The sequence below is a fragment of the Bacillus sp. FSL W8-0920 genome (assembly GCF_038593215.1).
Lineage (GTDB): Bacteria > Bacillota > Bacilli > Bacillales > Bacillaceae > Bacillus > Bacillus pumilus.
The window spans coordinates 2824787-2845200 of sequence record NZ_CP151974.1 but is presented as its reverse complement, the minus strand read 5'-3'; the positions used below and the strand labels follow the sequence as shown (position 1 = coordinate 2845200).

The following is a 20414-nucleotide window of genomic DNA, read 5'->3' as shown; positions in this document are numbered from 1 at the left end:
CCAGAATTGTCTGGGTATTTTTTTTATATTTTAAACATCGTTTTCAGCCTGTAAAAATAAACCTTTCATCCGATAATAACTTTAGAGAAGTAAAGGGGGAAAGAGAAAATGGGGAAAATGATTCAATGGTTAAAAAAACCATCCATTTCAAAAAAATTAATTATTGCCTTTTTGGTAGTCCTTATCCTGCCAACCACTGCACTGACAATTAGTGCGTTTTTTACATCAAAGACAGAGCTAGACAAACAGATTATGGGCAGTGCGATGAGTCAAGTCAATGCATTTGATACTTTAATCAATGAGAATATAGGAAACAAAGCAGATGCTGTGGCTCTGTTTACAGACTCACTCAAAGCGTCTAATCTTCAAGAAAAAAATAGAAATGCGACCATCAAAGAATTGCAGCAATTTGGAAAAATTAATGAAAAAGATGTTTCTGCTATCTATGCAGGCTCCGAAAAGGGATTGTTTATGCAATATCCAGTTCAAAAGATGCCTGATGGCTACGATCCAAGAGAGCGTCCATGGTATCAAGAAGCGCTCAATGCAGAGAACGGTAAACAAGTCATCACAAAACCATACGTAGCAGCCTCCACAGGCAAAATGGTCATCACGATTACTCAAAAAATGAAAGATGGGTCAGGTGTTATTGGACTTGATATGGAAATTGACACCCTGATTCAAAAGTTAAAAGAAATCAAAATTGGGCAAAAAGGCTATGCCTTCATCATGGAGAAAGATAAAACAGTTTTAGCAGATCCGACCCAAAAGCCAGGAAGTCAGGTCAATGAGAATCTAGCAAATATTATTTATCAAAACAAAGAAGGAAACGGCAGCTACACACTCAAAGGAATAGATAAAAAGGTTGCGTATGTGACCAACGAATTAACCGGCTGGAAAATCGGTGGAACGATGCTCGTATCAGAAGTAGAAGATGCAGCAAAGCCCGTTTTCAATACAGCCCTTATTGTGTTCAGTGTGACACTTATCGTAGCAGGTACCCTCATCTTCTTTATCGTCCGCTCTATATCTAAAAGATTATCCAACCTTGCCCGTTTCTCGAAAAAAGTCAGCGAAGGTGATTTGCGCGATAAGCTTCAGATCCAATCAGATGACGAAATTGGCCAAGTTGGGAAAGGCTTTAATACAATGATTGACTCATTAAGAACCCTCATTGGTGCCGTCCAAACCTCAGTCGAAAATGTCGCTTCTTCATCAGAAGAACTGACCGCCAGCGCAGGGCAAACAAGTAAAGCAACAGAGCATATTACACTAGCCATTGAACAATTTTCCAATGGAAATGAAAGTCAAAATGACAAAGTCGAATCCAGCTCAGAAGAGTTAGATGAAATGAACCGTGGCCTTCAGCACATGAATGAGTCGGCTGAATCCATTACTGCTTCATCGATCAAATCAACAGATATCGCAGGGGAAGGCGGACAGCTTGTCGAAAAAACCGCTTCTCAAATGAATGTCATTGATCAGTCCGTGAAAAAAGCAGAGAATGTCATCAGCGCTCTTGAAAGTAAATCAAAAGACATTACACAAATTCTAGGTGTCATCAATGGTATCGCCGACCAAACGAATCTACTTGCGCTAAATGCAGCAATTGAGGCAGCAAGAGCTGGGGAATCTGGCAGAGGCTTCTCCGTTGTAGCAGAAGAAGTAAGAAAACTGGCTGTTCAATCAGCCAATTCGGCGAAAGAAATCGAGAATTTGATTAAAGAAATCGTTCAAGACATCGATGTATCACAGGAAGTATTCACTGCAGTGAATCGAGAAGTTCAATCAGGCCTAAGCTTCACTGAACAAACAAGAGTCAGCTTCCACAATATTTTCGAAATGACAAAAGAAATTTCTGACCAGCTTCAAACCATGAATCAAACAGTTGTCCAGCTTTCAAATGGCTCTGCACATGTGTCAGAGGCTGTCCGTGAGATTGCAGACGTCTCACGTGAAAGCTCCGCAAACATTCAAGACATTGCGGCTTCAGCGGAAGAACAGCTCGCATCTATGGAAGAAATCAGCTCCTCCTCTGCTACGCTTTCATCAATGGCAGAAGAATTGCGTGATTTGATCAGCAAATTTAAAGTCGAATAGACAAAATGAAAAGAGCCCTTCAGTTAAAGGGCTCTTTTTCAATCAAATAAATCAAAAGAAATAGGTAAATTTACTCATTTTAATTAGATTTCGAACATTACCCCTTGAAAAATAATTCATATTACCTAAGAATAGAAGGGAAATACCACAAATCATAATTCAAAAGGAGTAGAGTCATGAAAAAAATCAACTTTTTTAAGCATTTTACAATGTCCAAGAAATTAATTACTGCATTCTTAGCGATTCTCCTAGTGCCAATTCTCGTATTGGCAGCATTTTCTTATGAAGTGGCATCAAAGTCTCTCAATAATGAGATTATGTCTAGTGCTGCAAATGGTGTTCAGCAATTAAACGAACTCATTAATAAAGATGTACAGCCTAAAATTGATATCGTTTCTTATTTATCGAAATCGGTGAAAAAGAGTGAATTGACTTCTAAAAATAAGGATTTACTCAAGGTGAAATTAAAGCAATTATCGGAAACAGACGAAGATGTTGTGGAAGTATTCATTGCAGATCAAAATGGTAAACTAACCGAATATTCCGAGATTCATAAAGGGAGTGAAGCGAGTGCAAAAAACGAACCGTGGTTTCAACAATCGATGAGAGATGAGAAACTCATCATTTCAGATCCTTTTGCCGACAAGTCATCAGATGACCTGCTCATCAGAATATCAGAACAGCTAGCAGATGGTTCTGGTGTGATTGGAATCAATGTGCGCTTGAACACGATCGTGAAAGATACAAACAGCATCAAAATAGGCAAAGAAGGCTATGCGTTTGTCGCGACTTCAGATCAGCATTATATTGCCCATAAAACAGACAAGCCTGGGGCGAAATTGACAGGTGATTTCATCACGAAATTGTATGCTAAAAAACAAGGCAGTTTCAAATATGAATACAATGGACAGCCGAAGCAAATGTTCTTTGACACAAATGAAGCAACAGGCTGGAAGCTTGCTGGAACCATGTATGTGGACGAAGTCAAAGAAGCTGCACAGCCAGTGCTCGACTTAACAATGATCATACTGGCAGTTGCGATTGCCATAGGCGGAATCGCGATTTATTTTATTATTAAATCGATCCGAAAGCCACTGATAGCGCTCTCTGAATCGGCTGAGAAAATCAGTCAGGGTGATCTGACCCAGCACATTGAAGTTCGTACGCACGATGAAATCGGCAAGCTTGCGCAGAGCTTTAACGAGATGTCAGCTAAGCTGAAACAAGTCATTCAAGCTGTTCAAAATTCCATCGAAAATGTGGCCGCCTCTTCTGAAGAATTAACAGCAAGTGCGGGACAGACCGCTCAAGCGACTGAGCATATCACATCATCTATTGAACAGTTCTCAAACAGCAATGAACATCAAAATGATATGATCGAAAAAAGCTCAGTCCAGTTGAACGAAATGGATCGCAGCTTATCCCATATGGTCGATACGACCTCTCATATGATGGAATCGTCGATTGATTCGAGCAAAACGGCTCAGGCCGGTGGAGAACTTGTTCAAAAAACAGCAGGGCAAATGCAAACCATCGAGCAGGCAGTGAAAGAAGCAGAGCTTGTGATTCAAGGCTTAGAGCAGAAATCAAAAGATATTACGAACATTCTGGGTGTCATTAACGGCATTGCCGACCAGACCAATCTCCTAGCTTTAAATGCTGCGATAGAAGCCGCTCGGGCAGGAGAAGCAGGCAGAGGTTTCTCTGTTGTTGCAGAAGAAGTTCGTAAGCTGGCAGAGCAATCCGGAAGCTCTTCAAAGGAAATTGAAAGCTTGACGAACGAGATTGTAGAGGAAATTAAAAAATCACAGAACATGTTTAAACAAGTAGCAGGTGAAGTACAATCTGGATTAGACATTACAGATGAAACGAAAATCAGCTTTGAAAAAATTACCGATAAAACATCAGAAATGACAGAACAAATGAAACAAATGAACGGAACGGCTAAAGAACTCTCGCATGGCTCAAATGATATTTCACATGCGGTGAATCAAATTAAAGAGCTTTCACGAGAAAGCTCCGCAGGCTTCCAAGATATCGCAGCATCCGCAGAAGAACAGCTGGCATCTATGGAAGAGATCAGTTCCTCCTCTGCTACGTTATCTCAGATGGCAGAAGAGCTAAGAGAGCTCATTAAACAATTTAAAATATAAGAATATAGGGAAGCACCTGACGTTTTGGCGTCAGGTGTTTTTTCCATTCAATACATATAATTTGGGTATTTTGGTCTTATTTAGACTTTAATAAGTTAAAAAAGTAAAGAACATAGTAGTACTTCCGATATATATACTATCTTACGAAAAGGAGTTTTCTTTTTTATGAAATTCATACAGTATTTCAGGAAGCCATCTATTTCAAAAAAGCTCGTATTCTCTTTCTTATTTATTCTCTTATGCCCAATCATTGTGTTGGCATTCTCTTCATATCATACGGCGAGTACTTCTTTGAATGATCAAATCATGCAAAGTGCAAAGGAGAACGTCGAGCAGCTAGATAAAAATATTACGAAGGTTGTGAAAGTGAAAACAGACGCAGCCGATTTCTTTAGCAAATGGATCACGGAGAAAAAGCTTAAGCAAAAAGGCACGACAGCTATTCAAGGACGGTTTGAGCAGTTCATGAGTATGAATGATGACACAGAAGGCATTTTTGTCGCTTCAAGTGATGGCAAAGTGTTTTCAAGATATCCTAATAAAAAAATGCCTGCTGACTATGTCGCAACGGAGCGGGATTGGTATAAAGACGGCTGGGAGAAAAACGGAGAGCTGTCTGTTTCAGCACCGTATCCAACAGCTTCCACAGGTACGCTTGTGGTCACCATCTCTAAAAAGTTAGAAGACGGATCAGGAGTCATTGCAATGAACCTAGACATTGCGAATCTAGTAAAAGAATCAAATAGCATAAACATTGGGAAACAAGGCTATGCCTTTATCGGAAGTCCGGATCGTACCTTTGTTGCCCATCCTACGAAAAAAGCGGGAACAAAATTATCTGGTGAATGGCTAGAAAAGCTTTATTCACAAGATGAAGGTTCTATGAGTTATATGTTTGAAGGAAAAGAAAAGCAAATGGAATTCACCACAAACAAAGCGACTGGCTGGAAAATTGTCGGTACGATGTTTGTGACAGAAGTAGAAGAAGCTGCACAGCCAGTCTTTAACATGGCCGCTATCATTTTAGCTGGCGCGCTCATCATTGGCGGGATTCTGATCTTCTTGATCATCCGTTCCATTACAAAACCACTATCTATACTTGTCTCTTCTTCAAAGAAAATCAGTGAGGGAGATTTAACAGAAAAAATTGATGTCCGGTCAAAAGATGAAATTGGACAGCTAGGCACAAGCTTTAATGAAATGAGTGAATCATTAAGAGATGTCATCCAAGCTGTACAAACATCTGTAGAAAACGTGGCTTCTTCATCTGAAGAACTGACAGCAAGCGCAGGTCAAACAACAAAAGCAACCGAACATATTACATCATCTATTGAAACATTCTCAAACGGCAACGAAAATCAAAGCGAAATGGTGGAGCAAAGTGCGGCTCATTTAAAACAAATGAATGAAGGTCTGAACGAGGTCGCAGAAACATCTGATGTCATCGCAGCATCATCTATTCAATCAAGAACAGTCGCGGAATCAGGCGGACAGCTTGTGGAGCAAACCGTTGGCCAAATGAAGACGATCGACCATTCAGTGAAAGAAGCTGAAGGGGTGATCAACGGGCTAGAGCATAAATCAAAAGACATCACAAACATCCTAGGCGTGATTAACGGCATTGCGGATCAAACGAATTTACTTGCACTCAATGCAGCTATTGAAGCAGCACGTGCAGGTGAGTCAGGCAGAGGCTTCTCTGTTGTCGCAGAGGAAGTACGTAAACTTGCAGTTCAATCATCAGATTCAGCAAAAGAGATTGAAAAGCTTGTGAAAGAAATTGTATCTGAAATCGAAACATCTCAAAATATGTTCAAATCAGTGAATGAAGAAGTGAAGAATGGTCTTTCCATTACAGATCAAACGAAAGAAAGCTTCTCACAAATTAATCAGCAAACAGCGGAAATCGCTACAAGAATGAATGAAATGAATACAACAGTACGCGAGCTTTCAAAAGGATCTGAGCAAATTTCTAAAGCAGTGAATGAAATTGCAGATGTATCACGAGAGAGTTCAGCAAGCATCCAAGATATCGCTGCATCTGCTGAAGAGCAGCTTGCTTCTATGGAAGAGATTAGTTCTTCCTCTACGACTCTTTCCCAAATGGCGGAAGAATTACGTGATTTAATTAAAAAATTCAAGATCAGTGAATAAGATCAAGTGGTTCTCCTCAAGGGGAACCGCTTTTCTTTTTAAGCGGTCATCTCGTACAATAGAGGAAATTGAAAGAATAGGAGAGATGTTATGCGTTTATCAAATAAGAAGGTCATTGCGTTTGTCAGTGATGATTTTGAAGATTTAGAGCTATGGTATCCGGTTCTGCGTTTACGAGAAGAAGGGGCAGCTGTGCATCTTGTAGGAGAAAAAGCAAATCATGAGTACACTGGGAAGTATGGTGTGCCGGCTGTATCTGATGCGGATTTTTATTCCATTCAAGCGGAAGAATATGATGCTGTGCTTGTCCCTGGAGGATGGGCACCAGATAAACTGCGCCGTTATCCAGAAGTGTTAAACATTGTCCGTACGTTTGATGAAAAGGCGAAACCAATCGGACAAATTTGCCATGCTGGCTGGGTGCTCATTTCAGCAGGCATCCTGCAAGGCAAAAAAGTAACGAGCACACCTGGTATTAAAGATGATATGACAAATGCTGGAGCAGACTGGTTTGATGAAGCAGTCGTCACAGATGGTCACCTCGTCTCGAGCAGACGTCCACCGGATCTTCCTCCCTATGTGAAAGCATTTGCGGATGTGTTAGCGGCAACATAAACTATTGATCCAAAATAAAAAAAGGGCGAATTTGCACATCATGTTCGCCCTTTGTTCATCATTTCATGCCCATTCATTTTATCTATCGGCAGGAAACCTCACGCCCATTTGTTTTCTCGCCTCGTCCATGACGGACATGGTTTGAACAGATAAGGCAAATGTATTGACCGGAGACTGCCTCATTCCTTGCTGAATACACTCAATAAAATGACAGATTTCATAATACATGGCTGGCTGATCATCTTCGAGAGAGATGTCGGTATGGTGTCCTTGCCGATCATGGATCGTGATATGCGAAGGACGGTGGAATTGATCAATCACCATCGTCGCATCCTCTCCTTGAATTTCCGCAGATAAATGAGACGTTGAAATTTTAGAATGAAAAAGAAGTGCTTGATGCCCGTCATATTGCATAAGGACAGAGCCGCTCCCATCTACACCAGAAGAAAGCTTATAGCCTCTCGCGGTGATTTGATTCGGCAGACCAAATAAATAGAGCGCCGGGTAGACGAGATACACACCGATATCCATTAAAGAACCATTGGATAATTCAGGCTTAAAAGCATTTGGAATCTCGCCATTTCGGTAGGCATCGTATCTTGAGGAATATTTACAGTAATGAGCGACCACTTGCCGAATGGGTCCAAGCTGATCAAGGTGCTGTTTGATTTGAAGGAAGTTGGGCAGAAATGTCGTTTTCATCGCTTCCATCAAACACACTTGATGTTTCTTCGCTGCAGCAATCATTTCTTCTACTTCTTTTCGGTGAGAGGCAAATGGTTTTTCGCATAATACGTGCTTTTGGTGCTCCATCATCAACATGGCCTGCTCTTTATGAAGGGCATTTGGACTCGCAATATACACGGCATCAAACGCATCACTTTCCGCCATTTGATGTAAGTTCGTAAAAACTGTATCAATACCGTATTTTTCGGCAAATGCCTGGCCTTTTTCAGCGGACCGTGAATAGACGGCTGTACATGTAAAATCAGCTACTCCTTCACCGGCCTGTAAGAATCGATCTGTAATCCAGTTCGTTCCGATGACAGCAAATCGAATCATGTCGTTCCCTCCTTCTACTTTCTCTGATTATACATCCTTTGAAAGCGTTTGTATGAAAGAACATTCTTTTTATTGAAAAGCGGATGAAACCTTTATATAGGCTGATGCGTCTTACATAAAGGATATAAATGTACGAGAAGTGGGTAGTTTCTTCCTTCATTCGGGTAATACTCTGATAGAAGGGAGAGGAGGAAACGACCATGAAGCGCGTCCTGCATATAGGAAGTACATACGTCTTTGCGCTTTTATTCATAGCAGCCGGTATTTTTCATGTGATAGAGCCGAGTGGCTTTGCCCGTATGATGCCAGGCTGGCCATTTCCATATGGTATGGTCTATGCGACGGCATGCCTAGAATGGCTGCTGGCTGTCTTGCTGCTTTTGCCAAATGTCAGGATCGCAGCAGCAAAAATCATTGCTGTCTATCTTGTCCTCATTTTCCCTGCAAACTTATTTGCTGCACGAGAGGGAATTCCATTTCCGGGTCAAGAAAGCACAGAGCAGTCTTTGCTATGGATAAGACTGATAGGACAGCCCATTCTGATTGTATGGGTGATGTCCATTGCGAAATGGGAAAAAAAGCTGAAACAATGACCACCATATCATGATCAGGTAGTGTACAATTTATTCATAAAATAGCCCGAGTTTGGAGGAACGATATGAATTCTATGCAAATGTGGAGCAGTCGATTTAGAAAATTTTTTCTTGATAACAAGTTTGTTCTCTTTTTACTCGTCCTGCTATTAATTGGATTGAATATCCTTGTTTTCATGAAAACATCCTTTATTTTCACACCGCTCATTGTACTCGTCAAAACCATCGCCTTACCGATTATTTTAACGGGGGTCGTGTATTATTTATTAAATCCAATTGTCAATTTGTTAGAGAAGTTTAGAGTCAAACGGATCTTTTCGATTTTGCTTTTATATATTGTCATTATTGGCATTATTACAGTGACGATTGTGTCTATTATTCCGTTTTTACAAGCGCAAATGATGAGTCTGTTTCATAACCTTCCGAAATATGTTGATACGGTAGAAGATCAGATTAGACAACTAACGGGAAGCAACTTCATTAATCAAGCGCAAAAAGCGATGAATTTTAACGTTTCTGAATTGGTGAGCAAAGCGTCAAGTCAAGCGACGAAAATTTTGGAAAGTACCTTTACCGGAGTGGGGACATTCCTAGGGGCGCTTACTGAAGTCATCATTTCAATCGTGACCGTTCCGTTCATTCTGTTTTATTTATTAAAAGACGGCAAAAAATTGCCTGACTATTTCCTGAAATTTATTCCGAATAAGTTTAGAGAACATACACATATCGTGCTTCACGAAATGAACCATCGCCTGAGCTCTTATATTCTCGGCCAGATCATTGTCAGCTTCTGTATCGGTTTTCTTCTCTTAATTGGATACATGATTATCGGGTTAGACTATGCCTTACTGCTGGCCATCATTGCTGCTTGTACAAGTATCGTGCCTTACCTTGGTCCAACGATTGCCATTACACCAGCGATTGTGATTGCCCTTGTCACGTCACCAATTATGCTGTTAAAATTGATCATTGTTTGGACGGTTGTCCAGCTGATTGAAGGGAAATTCATTTCTCCACAGGTCATGGGGAAAAATCTTCACATCCATCCAATCACCATCATTTTTGTTCTTTTAACAGCCGGTAAACTGTTCAGCGTGGTCGGCATCATTGTCGCTATTCCGACGTACGCCGTGCTGAAAGTCATCACGACTCACTTATTTGATTGGTTTAAAATGCGATCCAATTTGTATAAAGAAGAAAAGGTTTGATGTCATAATCTTTTTTGAAAAAAATATAGTATCATAAAGACGAGCTTTCGAAATAGGAAGCTTGTCTTTATGTGGACATAGATGGTTGCCTGTTCAAAAGATCAGAATTGAAAGGAAAGAAAATCATGAATCTATGGGATTTATTCGTGGCACTGGTTTTAGGAATTGTCGAAGGATTAACAGAGTATGCACCTGTCTCGTCTACAGGTCACATGATCATTGTCGATGATCTATGGTTAAAATCAAAGGAAATCATTACGCCAGAGGCGGCAAACACATTTAAAGTCGTGATTCAGTTAGGCTCTATTTTAGCTGTCATGATTGTGTTCAAGGATCGAATTTTGAACTTGTTAGGCTTAAAGAAAAATATCACTGAAGAACAAAAGCGCAGCGGGCATAAACTGACCATTGCTCAAATTGCAGTAGGACTCGTCCCAGCCGTCATTTTAGGATTCTTATTTGAAGATTATATTGATAAATACTTGTTTGACGTGAGAACAGTTGCTGTCGGTTTGATTTTAGGCGCAGTGCTGATGCTTGTCGCTGACTGGATCAATAAACGTAAAACAGAAACAAGCTCTGTCGATAACATGACGTATAAACAGGCGCTTTATATCGGACTGTTTCAATGTTTGGCGTTATGGCCAGGCTTCTCGCGCTCAGGTTCGACGATCGCAGGCGGGGTTATTCTTGGTTTGAATCACCGTGCGGCAGCTGACTTTACATTTATCATGGCGATGCCGATTATGGCGGGGGCAAGCTTGTTAACACTGGTGAAAAATGCCGAATATTTAACAACAGACATGCTGCCATTCTTTATCGTCGGCTTTGTGAGTGCATTTGTTGTGGCTCTCTTCGTTGTTCGATTCTTCCTAAAACTGATCAATAAAATCAAACTGGTGCCTTTTGCAATATATCGAATAATCCTAGGTGTGATTTTATTTATCCTATTCATGTAATGCTGAAAACTACTCTTATTAAAGAGTAGTTTTTTGTTGTTTCAACTATTTTAAACAGTAAAATCACCCTCTTATTTGGTAGAAAAAGAAGTATTTTCATAAATTAGTGTTTAAGAGACTGGAGAAGGGGTAGTACATAAACATACCAATTAAAGGAGGAGTTAGAAATAATGAGAAAAACAAGCAAATTCTTTGTTAGTTCTGTGATCGCTACGTCAATGGTTGCTGCCCCTCTATCTCTTACGACTTTTGGTCAAACGGCTGAAGCTGCAACGACAACAGGTGTTGATGGAAGTGTCTCTATTGATCCAGTAGCCATTGCCGATAAAATTGAACAAGCAGTAAAATCATCTCAAAATCGTGATGGATTCGTTAAAAATGCGGCGTACAGCGCCTTCTATGAAGCAGGTCAAAACTATAACGTCGTTGTCCAAAACTTAAGCCAAGACCATGACTTTAGCGGACTGAACAATGTGGTTTACTATGATAGTGTTGAATATGATGGTATTACGTTTGGTATTTGGGTATTTGAAGATGGGACGTTCGTCAATAATGGTGACGGCGGCTATATTAACTGGACATTTGTCGGCAGCTTTGACCGTGAGGAAGGAAGCGGCACTGTCGACTTCCATAAAAGATTCTAATCTTATTGTTAAAAGTCTGCCGATTCACCGGCAGACTTTTTTTATAACGCACATTCTTCTATGTCAAAACCTAAATCTTCAATGATGTGATGATCCATTTGGACTTGCTGACCTTTTGTTGTTAAATAATCGCCTACGAAAATGGAATTTGCCGCATAAAGGGCAAGCGGCTGAAGCGTCCGTAAATTGAACTCTCTGCCTCCAGATACTCGAATTTCCTTGGTTGGATTGACAAACCTCATGAGTGCCAACACTTTCAATGCTTTGACCGGATGTGTTCGTTCTTGATGCTCAAGTGGTGTTCCCTCAATTGCATGAAGAAAGTTGACTGGAATGGAATCCGCATCAATGGCTCTGAGCGCAAAAGCCATTTCAACAATTTGCTGGTTGGTTTCACCCATTCCAATGATAACCCCTGAGCAAGGTGACATGCCCGACTGTTTGACCTCCTCAAGGGTCGACAAGCGGTCATGATATGTATGAGTTGTCGTAATGTGAATATGATGATCTTGATGTGTATTGATATTGTGATTGTACCGATGAACCCCTGCTTCCTTCAGCCGCTTCGCTTTGTCTTCATTTAATAACCCAAGACATGCACACACCTTCAAAGGCATGGTCTCTGTGATCTCTTTTACTGCTGCCGTCACCTCATCTAATTCTCTGTGAGAAGGTGCTCTGCCGCTCGCGACAATACAATAAGTCCCCGCTTTTCTCTTGAGCGCCTCACGCGCGCCAGCCACAATCGTTTTTTGATCAAGCATTGTATATCGTTCAACCGATGCTTTAGAAATGATCGACTGTGAACAATAACCACAGTTTTCAGGACAATAACCGCTTTTTGCGTTAAGAATCATATTTAATTTCACCTTATTTTGAAAAAAATGAAATCGTACTTGATAGGCTGCATGCATGATAGATAATAATTCTCTATCGTCAGCTTCAAGAATATCTAAACCTTCTTGCAGCGTGATCCGTTCATTTTTCAGCGCTTTCTCTGCTATCGCTTCCCAAGACAAAGATATGTGTTTTATCATCATAAGCTCCTCTCATTATGTTAACTTATTTTTATTAAAAGTTAACATAATGGATAGTCGTTGGCAAGCATTGGATAAATGAAGTCTACAAAAATACTTGAAGACACACAAAAAGGCGATGATCATGAAGTCATCGCCTTTTTATATGTAAAGCCTTATAGCTTATCGAACAGTAATATAGTTAATCACAAGCTCGCCTAGTGAATTATAGTAAGAAACTGTGACAGAACCACGTTGTACGGCACGAATCCAAGTGAAGTTCGGAGCTGTTTGATCTAATTGAATGGCATATGTTGCGCCTGACACAGAAATTTGACTTGCTGGAAGAGAGACGGCGATTGAAGAACCTACAGTAAGCGTACGGTTCACTGTAATCACTTTATTCATAATAGGAGCTTTTGCTATAACTGGTTCTTTTGGCTGTGCAGCTGCATGTGCACCTTCAGTTTGGAAGAACGTAAGAGCACCTAAAGCAGCTAAAGACAATGTACAAGCTTTCATTAATTTTTTCATCGTAACACTCCTTTTTTTGGTATATACATATATTAATAATAATAGTATTATATGTCAATTAAAATATGTGGAAAAAAGAGTATTTATGGTGAAAATTGTCACATATTATTCATGAGCCTTGTCTTTTTTAGGGGAAAAAGAGGCATAAAAAAAGCTGGGCGTATCCCAGCAATGTAAAGCTTTATGAAAAGAGATGCTCAATCGTCGTCTCGCTGTTTTGGCTGACGGCCTTTTTGCTTCTCTTTTTCTTTAATGTAGTGAATAAAATCGATGGTTTGTCTTCGTGCTTCTTCGGAAAAATCGGAGGCAGCCTTAAACGCAATTTGCAAATCAGGATCGTCTGCAAGGTCGGCATCAGTTCCGCCTTTGTCCTTACCTGTGAGAAGATAGTCCGTTGAAACCCCGTATAACTCGGCGATTTTCACAATCATTTCACCGTCGGGCTTTCTCAAGCCATATTCCCAATTTGCATAAGTGGACATCGCCTTTAATCCGAGTTTTTTAGCAACCGTTGACTTGCTCCATCCATGCTTCTCTCTTAATTCAGTTAAAATCTTCCCAGTCAAATTATCCATTGGAAACACCTTTTTTCATGTTATGAGTAAATTTTATCATGTATTACACGGAAAAGATAAATAATTACACAAAAAGAATAAAAAATGATTGACTTACTCGTTTTGTGTATATTATCATAATGAATATAACTTACACATATTGAGTAAGAGGTGAAAAGATGAAACTTGAAAATTTACGAGAAGAACGCATTTTACAAGGAAAAACACAAACCTATATGGCGAAAAAATTAGGGTATAAGTATACGAGCGGCTATGCAAATATAGAAATGGGCAGAACGAAGCCCAGCTTAGAAATAGCAAAGCATATTGCAGATTTGCTGAATAGGGGTGTTCAAGAGCTTTTTTTTGACCAAAAGTTACACGAAATGAGTAATTCTTTAAAGGAAGAGCACTTCTTTGAAAAGGGGAGACGAACAAAATGAATATTGAACATCCATTGGTAGCGCAGATGAATGACTTTGGATATCCAAAAAGCTATTGGTCATATGACATGACACGTTATGGGTATCAAGTCGAGATTGAAGAGAGTCTGGAGGGATTTGAAGAAGATGAAACATCAGATGACGTTTGATGCGAGAATGGAAGCGCAGCTCTGTTTAGTTCAAGCCGGCGGCTGGATGACCTTTCATCACCAGAAACCGGTGTTTGTTTTTTCCACATCAGAAGACAAGCAAACATACATGACCCTCTTGGCGGAAAAGCTCGCTGAAGCAAAAAAGGAGGAAGCAAGACGACATGAAACGATGGAAGAAAATCATGGAAATCCTCAAATGCTTGCTCAAAGCGAGTAAAAACGAACAAGACATTCGTCAGTGGGAAAAGGATGACGGGAGATCATAACATGGTCATCCATTTCATCATTGAGACAGAGTTATTGTTCACAAAAGATACATTGATAAAAAGAATACGAGCAGCTGCAAAAGCGCAATGCCCGCAGAAAATAAAAGACGCACTATCACTCGAGATTCGTTTATTTGACGACATGCCGCTTGACATAGCTGATTGTCAAATCAAGCGTACACACGCAGAGAAAGGTTTGATACGCCCAGTGAACGTCAGCATCTTTCAGCCACGACTACACCATATTCAAGAAGCACTTCATTCTATTGCGGATAGGGCCCCTCTACAGATCGTTGATTTAAGAGTTTCCCAGTTTTATAGTATGCGTCCAAGAATTGAAATCATTTTAAATACGATAGGTGATGGCACGAAGTCCTCACCAATTAAGGAGACAAGCATATGAACGAGCCAAAACAATTATTCATTCAAGAAAACCAGACATTTGTCGGTGAGATGGAAACAGGAAAAATTCAAGTCATCGTGTTAGATGGGAATGTAGGAACAGCTTATCAGATAGATGTACCTGAACATGGAAAAACCATTATCCAAACGGCAAAAGGTCATTTTGCAAGAGTAGATCACGAGATTGGTTTTAAAATCAGCTAGATCACTGAACAGATCACACAACATCATACGTCCAAGACGGAAAGCCTGCGGACACTGATCAAGACCCTATGAAAAGGGGACTGATTGGTGTCCGTTTTTTATTTTCTTAAAAAAGGGAGAGAGCCAATATGCAAGATTTACTCATTGAATACAAACGAGCATTAAAGGATGCTAGAAAACAATATGAACCATTTAAAGAAAAAGACGAACATCAGCTGTCCGTTCAAGACAAGCATGATAAAAAAATGATCGCCAGTATGGTGAGCGATCTCGAATACGTAGTAGAGTGGCTTCAAATTGGAAGAGAGCCAGGCGCACGCAGAGGATTAGACAGACGTTCAGTCTATCAGCGCACCATTCTAGCAAATCCAGAAGTGTTAGAGGCTTTATCACATGAATATACAATCATCCAAGAAAATGAAAAAGAATTCAGTGAGCGGGACAAGAAACGAATTGATGAAGCCTTGTCCGTTTTAACGGACCGAGAAAAGGACGTATTTTTCATGCACACAACGCAAGGATTATCGTTTAGCGAGATTGCGATCATGCTGGATGTGAAGAAAGGAACTGTCCAAAAACATATGGAGAGAGCTCGGACAAAGATGGCCAAAAAAGTACAAGAACGCCTATTCGAAGTAGCTGAATAGGCGTTTTTTCTTTTACAAAATAAATGGAGCAACACTTGTCTTACAGTTGCCACCTAGAGTTAGAAAGACCAAACGGATGTTTGCTAGCCCTACACAAATGATTCCTTCACAGGAAATCGTTCGAATTAAAAGGAGGCGGCAGGTGAATGTAAATGAAAGATAAACGGATAGAAGCCAAGCAAGATTATATGAAAGGGATGACGTACCAGCAAATTGCTGATCATTACAATGTCTCGATCCATACCGTGAAATCTTGGAAAAGACGATACGGATGGCAAAGGCAAAAAGGTTCGTCAAAGCAGGCACACTCGATCTTCAATCAGTTTCTTTCAGATGAAACAATTGAAATCATGGAGAAAATGGGCGGGCGTACATCGCTTGATTTAATCTGGGATCAAATTCAAATTCAATATGCTGCCATTATTCGGGCGCAGCGAATCATGTATGTGTCAGATCAAGATGACATGATCAAAGAGCTGAAAAAGGCAGCATACATGCCTTCTTCATTAGAAGAAACAGTAGAAGGCATTCAGCCAGAACAAGAAATCAGCACAGAAGAATATTCGTTTCAATTTTCATGGGATCGGCATGCCACCTTTTTAAATGCCCAATCCCGTGCAATGGGAGAGCTCAGGCGTCTCATTAAACAGTTTGAAGAGCTTGCACATGCGAAGGATGAACGAAGATTAAGGCTAAAGCAAATTGAACTGACCATCGAAAAAACAAAAAAAGCAGTGCGCGAAGAAAAAGAGGAAGATCTTCACATCATGATCAAGCGAAAAGAGGATAACTCATGACGCCATTGATTGAAAAAGAAGTCAATCCTCACTTTGAACACTTTCTATTCGATTGGAATCAAAAGTTTCAATTTTTAGTAGGCGGCTACGGCTCCTCGAAAAGCTATCACATTGCGTTAAAACTCATTTTAAAGCTGCTGGAAGAAAAACGGACAGCACTTGTCATTCGAGAAGTATATGATACGCACCGCGAATCAACATTTTCTCTCTTACAAGAGATCGTAAGCGATCTTGGCATCGATCATGTGGTGAAGTGCCGCAGTTCGCCGCTTGCCTTGACGTTTCGAAATGGCAGCAGCATCTTATTCAAAGGGCTGGACAAGCCTGAGAAATTGAAATCGATTAACAACATCTCGATGATTTGGATTGAGGAGTGTTCAGAGGTTTCTTATGAAGGCTTTAAAGAGCTGCTTGGAAGGCTGAGGCACCCGTCCTTACCGCTTTATATGATGTTATCGACCAATCCTGTTGGTCAAGATAATTGGACGTACAGACATTTCTTTCGAGATGAACAGTTGAAGCGATTTGTCCTAGATGACGAAACCTTATACAAAAAACGCACCGTTGTGATCAAGGATACGTACTATCATCACTCCACAGCGGAAGATAACCTATTTCTCCCTAAAAGCTATGTGGAGCAGCTGGATGAGCTGAAAGAATACGACCCAGACCTCTATCGAATTGCGAGGAAGGGCTATTTCGGCATCAACGGCACAAAGGTTTTTCCTCAATTTGAGGTGAGAAGCCATTCTGATGTATTAGAAGCCATTCAGCAGATTGACCGGCCGCTAAAACGAGCAGGCATGGATTTTGGATTTGTTGAATCATACAATGCGCTCATTCGATTAGCCGTCGACCATGAAAAAAAGTACTTATATATTTACTGGGAATATTACGACCGCGGGAAAACAGATGATGAAACAGCTGTTGACCTAAAAGAGTTCATTGAATCAAAGGAACTCATCAAAGCCGATGCAGCCGAGCCTAAAACCATTCACTATTTTCGGCAGCGTGGATTTCAAATGGTGGCAGCACATAAGTTCCAAGGCTCTCGTTTGCAGTATACGAAAAAGATCAAACGGTTTAAAAAAATCATTTGCTCTGATGCTTGTCCGTACACAATCTATGAACTTCAATCACTGACCTATAAGGCAGATAAGGATGGACGTTTAGAGGAAGATGCATTTCAAATCGATCCGCACACATTATCAGCGATCTGGTATGCGCTGGATGATTATGAAGTGACGGATTTGAAACAGACCGCCTCAGAGCGTGTCCGTCCAAACAGAGAGAGGAGGTCCATACAATGAAACAATTGAAAGCAACGATTATGAAGGCAAACATGTCTGATCATACAAAACAAATGTATGCAGATGAATTTTCCTATGAAAAAGATGACATTGTTCCCCCGCCTTACAACATCAATGAATTAAAAAGCATGGCAGAATATTCAACCATTCTTCAGCAATGTATTGATGCGTACAAAACGAATATTTTGGGTTTTGGGTTTGGGGTGGAATATGCCTTTGACTTTAATGCAGAAGGTGTAAAACCGGCGAAAAAGAAAGCCGCAGAAAAGGAATGGACAAGACTTGAAGAGTTTACGAAGTACATGAACTATGATGAGTCCGCTGATGTGATTCTTGGCTATGTCCTCGAAGACCGAGAGAAAACGGGCAATGGCTTTTTAGAGGTGCTGAGAGATGGACAAGGAAAGCCGGCCGGAATCGAGTATTTAGATGCGCTCCATATCCGCATTTGCAAGCTTAGTGAGCCAGTCGACGTTGAATTCAGTTACACAGAAAATGGCGAATTAAGAACAATGAATCGAAAGAAACGATTCCGCAAATATGTGCAGGTGATCAACGAAAAGAAAGTTTTCTTCAAGGAGTATGGTGATCCGCGCATTTTGCACTGTGAAACAGGCAAGTACGATGACACCACACCAGAGCCGCTTCGCGCAACAGAAGTAATTCATTTTAAAATTGGCAGCGGAACGTATGGGATTCCCCGCTGGATTGGCAACATCGTCAATATGTACGGAGCACGCAAGGCAGAGGAGCTGAACTATCTTTATTTTAAACAAGGACGGCATGTACCAGGTGCCATCATTGTCGAAAATGGGATGCTGTCAGAATCCTCTTATCAGCAGCTTCAAGATTATATGGACGATATTGAAGGATCTGATCATGCACATAAATTTCTATTGCTTGAAGTTGAAGGTCTGCCGACAGAAAAAGGGCTAACGGGAGAAGAAGATGTCTCAAATGTCAAAGTAAACTTCAAATCTCTAGCCGAGATCCTGCAAGAAGATGCGCTTTTTTTAGAATACGATGAAAAAACAAGAAACAAAATCCGCTCTGCGTTTCGCCTTCCGCCAATTTACACAGGTGAGTCTCAAGACTATAACAAAGCGACAGCAGATACAGCGCGTAAAACAACAGAAGAGCAAGTATTTCAGCCGGAAAGGCATCTCATCACAGGAAAACTCAATACTCTTTTCCTGCCGGATCTTGAAATTTGGCATGTCCGTTTTCTATTAAATGGTCCTGATTTTAGAGATCCATTAGAGATTGCCAAAGTACTGACACCATTTATTCAGGCGGGGGCAGTGTCACCTAACGATTTGCGCGATTTAGCAGGAAGAATCCTCGGAAAAACGCTAGAGGAATGGCCTGAGGAACTGTATCACCGCCCTTTAGAAAGCCGCATGAAATCAGCTGAAGAAAAGCCTCAACCAGAGCCGGACCAGCTGACGAAATAAACAGAAGCGGGTGCGCTTTTTTGAAAGGGGGTGAACATATGCCAAGAGAACTAAAAAACGCTAAAATTACGCATGTTTCCTACGTGGACAAAGCAGCGAACAAGAAGAAATTCTTTTTGATGAAAGCAAAGAAAAAGCGGCCTGACTTTCAAAAGGAGGTCAGTGTCCTGACAAAGGCAGAAGATGCTCATCGCCTCGTGTACGGTGTCGTGTATGAGCCGAATACACCTGATGCACATCAAGACTTTATGACAGCCAAGGAAATTGAAAGAGCGGCACACGGCTTTATGAAGGATGCCCGTCATATTGATAAGCAGCATGATTTTCAAGATGGTGTTGGCGAAGTGGTTGAATCATATATTGCTCCGGCTGATGTTGAAGTGGGCGGGGAGCTGATTCGCAAAGGATCTTGGGTGCTTGTGACAAAGGCTTCCCAAGAGATTTGGGATCAAATTCAAAAAGGCCACATTACAGGCTATTCAATGGCCGGAACGGCGGACATCGTCGCCATAGAAGAACAAGATCAGCTTCTATCTCAAGACACAAATGAGAGAGGGCTTTTTTCTTTGCTGAAAAATTTCTTTTTAAAAGAGGAAGGTGCAAACATGTCACAACCATTTTGGAATATTTTAGACCATCTGCTGGAAACCTTACAGTCAAGTGATGGTGATGAGGCGGATGTAAGAGCTACCTTAGAACAGCTCATTCCAATCATGCAGGACATCCTGAAGACAGAGGATGTACTTCAAACGATTGGTGAAAGGCCAGCAGACGTACAAAAAGAAGAGGCCGCTTTGACGACGGATCAAGTGCGAGAGCTCGAAAAGGCAAAAAAGGCCATCGAAAACGTCTTGCAGCAGGCTGAAAAGCAGGAAACAGAACAAACAGGGGAAGAACCTGTCCAAAAAGTGCTCGAACAAGTCGTTGCACCGATTCGTCATCAGCTCTCTTCCTTAGAGAAATCAGCCAGCAGAGAAAAAGCAGCGATGCAGGAAGTGCTTCAGGAGCAGCTTTTGCCTATTTCAGAGCGGATTCACATGCTTGAAAAGGCAAGGGGCATATCAAAACAAACAATCCACGATACACAAAACGACACGACAAAACCCATATGGGATGGCTTACTATAAGCCGAAATAAGGAGGAAACA

Annotated in this window: 22 protein-coding genes; 18 read left to right on the top strand and 4 right to left on the bottom strand. The window is 40.9% G+C overall.

The features are described from left to right. The first annotated feature begins 108 nt into the window (after positions 1 to 108). The 4 genes from NSS78_RS14530 (at position 109) to NSS78_RS14515 (ending at position 7022) form a co-directional block, all read left to right on the top strand. Entirely contained in the window at positions 109 to 2100 is a 1992-nt protein-coding gene (locus NSS78_RS14530; RefSeq protein WP_050944024.1) for a methyl-accepting chemotaxis protein, read from the top strand. Between the two features lie 176 nt (positions 2101 to 2276). Next, on the top strand, positions 2277 to 4253 hold the full coding sequence (locus NSS78_RS14525; RefSeq protein WP_212045476.1) for a methyl-accepting chemotaxis protein: 1977 nt from the start codon (positions 2277 to 2279) through the stop codon (positions 4251 to 4253). A gap of 165 nt (positions 4254 to 4418) precedes the next feature. After that, positions 4419 to 6407, top strand: coding sequence for a methyl-accepting chemotaxis protein (locus NSS78_RS14520; protein ID WP_212045475.1), 1989 nt, complete (start codon positions 4419 to 4421; stop codon positions 6405 to 6407). 90 nt (positions 6408 to 6497) lie between these two features. After that, on the top strand, positions 6498 to 7022 hold the full coding sequence (locus NSS78_RS14515) for a type 1 glutamine amidotransferase domain-containing protein (RefSeq protein ID WP_309215898.1): 525 nt from the start codon (positions 6498 to 6500) through the stop codon (positions 7020 to 7022). 78 nt (positions 7023 to 7100) lie between these two features. Here NSS78_RS14515 and NSS78_RS14510 read toward each other — a convergent pair whose 3' ends face one another. Beyond that, complete coding sequence (locus NSS78_RS14510; RefSeq protein WP_003213546.1) at positions 7101 to 8084, bottom strand: Gfo/Idh/MocA family oxidoreductase; 984 nt, start codon at positions 8082 to 8084, stop codon at positions 7101 to 7103. Positions 8085 to 8284: 200 nt separating this feature from the next. On the opposite strand from NSS78_RS14510, the gene NSS78_RS14505 reads away from it, so the two are divergent. From NSS78_RS14505 to NSS78_RS14490, 4 genes are all read left to right on the top strand, one after another. Then, positions 8285 to 8677 carry a DoxX family protein gene (locus tag NSS78_RS14505; RefSeq protein ID WP_050944019.1) on the top strand — a complete coding sequence of 131 codons (393 nt, stop codon included), beginning with the start codon at positions 8285 to 8287 and terminating at the stop codon, positions 8675 to 8677. 65 nt (positions 8678 to 8742) lie between these two features. Then, positions 8743 to 9885: an AI-2E family transporter gene (locus tag NSS78_RS14500; RefSeq protein ID WP_050944018.1), complete on the top strand. Its 1143-nt coding sequence runs from the start codon at positions 8743 to 8745 to the stop codon at positions 9883 to 9885. Positions 9886 to 10010: 125 nt separating this feature from the next. After that, the gene (locus tag NSS78_RS14495; RefSeq protein WP_050944681.1) at positions 10011 to 10844 is read left to right on the top strand and encodes an undecaprenyl-diphosphate phosphatase; all 834 of its coding nucleotides are present in this window, start codon (positions 10011 to 10013) and stop codon (positions 10842 to 10844) included. 170 nt (positions 10845 to 11014) lie between these two features. Next, the gene (locus tag NSS78_RS14490) at positions 11015 to 11488 is read left to right on the top strand and encodes a hypothetical protein (protein ID WP_003212767.1); all 474 of its coding nucleotides are present in this window, start codon (positions 11015 to 11017) and stop codon (positions 11486 to 11488) included. 41 nt (positions 11489 to 11529) lie between these two features. On the opposite strand, the gene bioB is transcribed toward NSS78_RS14490, so the two are convergent. From bioB to NSS78_RS14475, 3 genes are all read right to left on the bottom strand, one after another. Beyond that, entirely contained in the window at positions 11530 to 12525 is a 996-nt protein-coding gene (gene bioB, locus NSS78_RS14485) for a biotin synthase BioB (protein ID WP_309215895.1), read from the bottom strand. Positions 12526 to 12687: 162 nt separating this feature from the next. After that, positions 12688 to 13038: a hypothetical protein gene (locus NSS78_RS14480; RefSeq protein WP_003213146.1), complete on the bottom strand. Its 351-nt coding sequence runs from the start codon at positions 13036 to 13038 to the stop codon at positions 12688 to 12690. 197 nt (positions 13039 to 13235) lie between these two features. Continuing rightward, entirely contained in the window at positions 13236 to 13613 is a 378-nt protein-coding gene (locus NSS78_RS14475) for a helix-turn-helix transcriptional regulator (protein WP_003213241.1), read from the bottom strand. Positions 13614 to 13771: 158 nt separating this feature from the next. Here NSS78_RS14475 and NSS78_RS14470 point away from each other — a divergent pair, with 158 nt between their 5' ends. From NSS78_RS14470 to NSS78_RS14425, 10 genes are all read left to right on the top strand, one after another. Next, positions 13772 to 14035: a helix-turn-helix transcriptional regulator gene (locus NSS78_RS14470; protein ID WP_106029241.1), complete on the top strand. Its 264-nt coding sequence runs from the start codon at positions 13772 to 13774 to the stop codon at positions 14033 to 14035. Beyond that, positions 14032 to 14184: a hypothetical protein gene (locus tag NSS78_RS14465; RefSeq protein WP_310425878.1), complete on the top strand. Its 153-nt coding sequence runs from the start codon at positions 14032 to 14034 to the stop codon at positions 14182 to 14184. The genes NSS78_RS14470 and NSS78_RS14465 overlap by 4 nt, the downstream gene beginning before the upstream one ends. Continuing rightward, a complete protein-coding gene (locus NSS78_RS14460; RefSeq protein ID WP_342468149.1) occupies positions 14162 to 14404 on the top strand; it encodes a hypothetical protein in 243 nt (80 codons plus the stop codon). The genes NSS78_RS14465 and NSS78_RS14460 overlap by 23 nt, the downstream gene beginning before the upstream one ends. Positions 14405 to 14454: 50 nt before the next feature. Next, the gene (locus NSS78_RS14455) at positions 14455 to 14856 is read left to right on the top strand and encodes a holliday junction resolvase (protein ID WP_309215894.1); all 402 of its coding nucleotides are present in this window, start codon (positions 14455 to 14457) and stop codon (positions 14854 to 14856) included. Further along, a complete protein-coding gene (locus tag NSS78_RS14450) occupies positions 14853 to 15059 on the top strand; it encodes an XtrA/YqaO family protein (RefSeq protein ID WP_012011053.1) in 207 nt (68 codons plus the stop codon). Before NSS78_RS14455 ends, NSS78_RS14450 begins: the two co-directional genes overlap by 4 nt. A 128-nt stretch (positions 15060 to 15187) precedes the next feature. Beyond that, complete coding sequence (locus tag NSS78_RS14445) at positions 15188 to 15706, top strand: sigma-70 family RNA polymerase sigma factor (RefSeq protein ID WP_226803951.1); 519 nt, start codon at positions 15188 to 15190, stop codon at positions 15704 to 15706. A gap of 152 nt (positions 15707 to 15858) precedes the next feature. After that, on the top strand, positions 15859 to 16503 hold the full coding sequence (gene terS / locus NSS78_RS14440) for a phage terminase small subunit (protein WP_003213198.1): 645 nt from the start codon (positions 15859 to 15861) through the stop codon (positions 16501 to 16503). Between the two features lie 8 nt (positions 16504 to 16511). Then, positions 16512 to 17813, top strand: coding sequence for a PBSX family phage terminase large subunit (locus tag NSS78_RS14435; RefSeq protein WP_161802746.1), 1302 nt, complete (start codon positions 16512 to 16514; stop codon positions 17811 to 17813). Further along, positions 17810 to 19267, top strand: coding sequence for a phage portal protein (locus NSS78_RS14430; RefSeq protein ID WP_044140773.1), 1458 nt, complete (start codon positions 17810 to 17812; stop codon positions 19265 to 19267). The genes NSS78_RS14435 and NSS78_RS14430 overlap by 4 nt, the downstream gene beginning before the upstream one ends. A 38-nt stretch (positions 19268 to 19305) precedes the next feature. After that, positions 19306 to 20394, top strand: coding sequence for an XkdF-like putative serine protease domain-containing protein (locus NSS78_RS14425; protein ID WP_339160407.1), 1089 nt, complete (start codon positions 19306 to 19308; stop codon positions 20392 to 20394). The last annotated feature ends 20 nt before the right edge of the window (positions 20395 to 20414 follow it).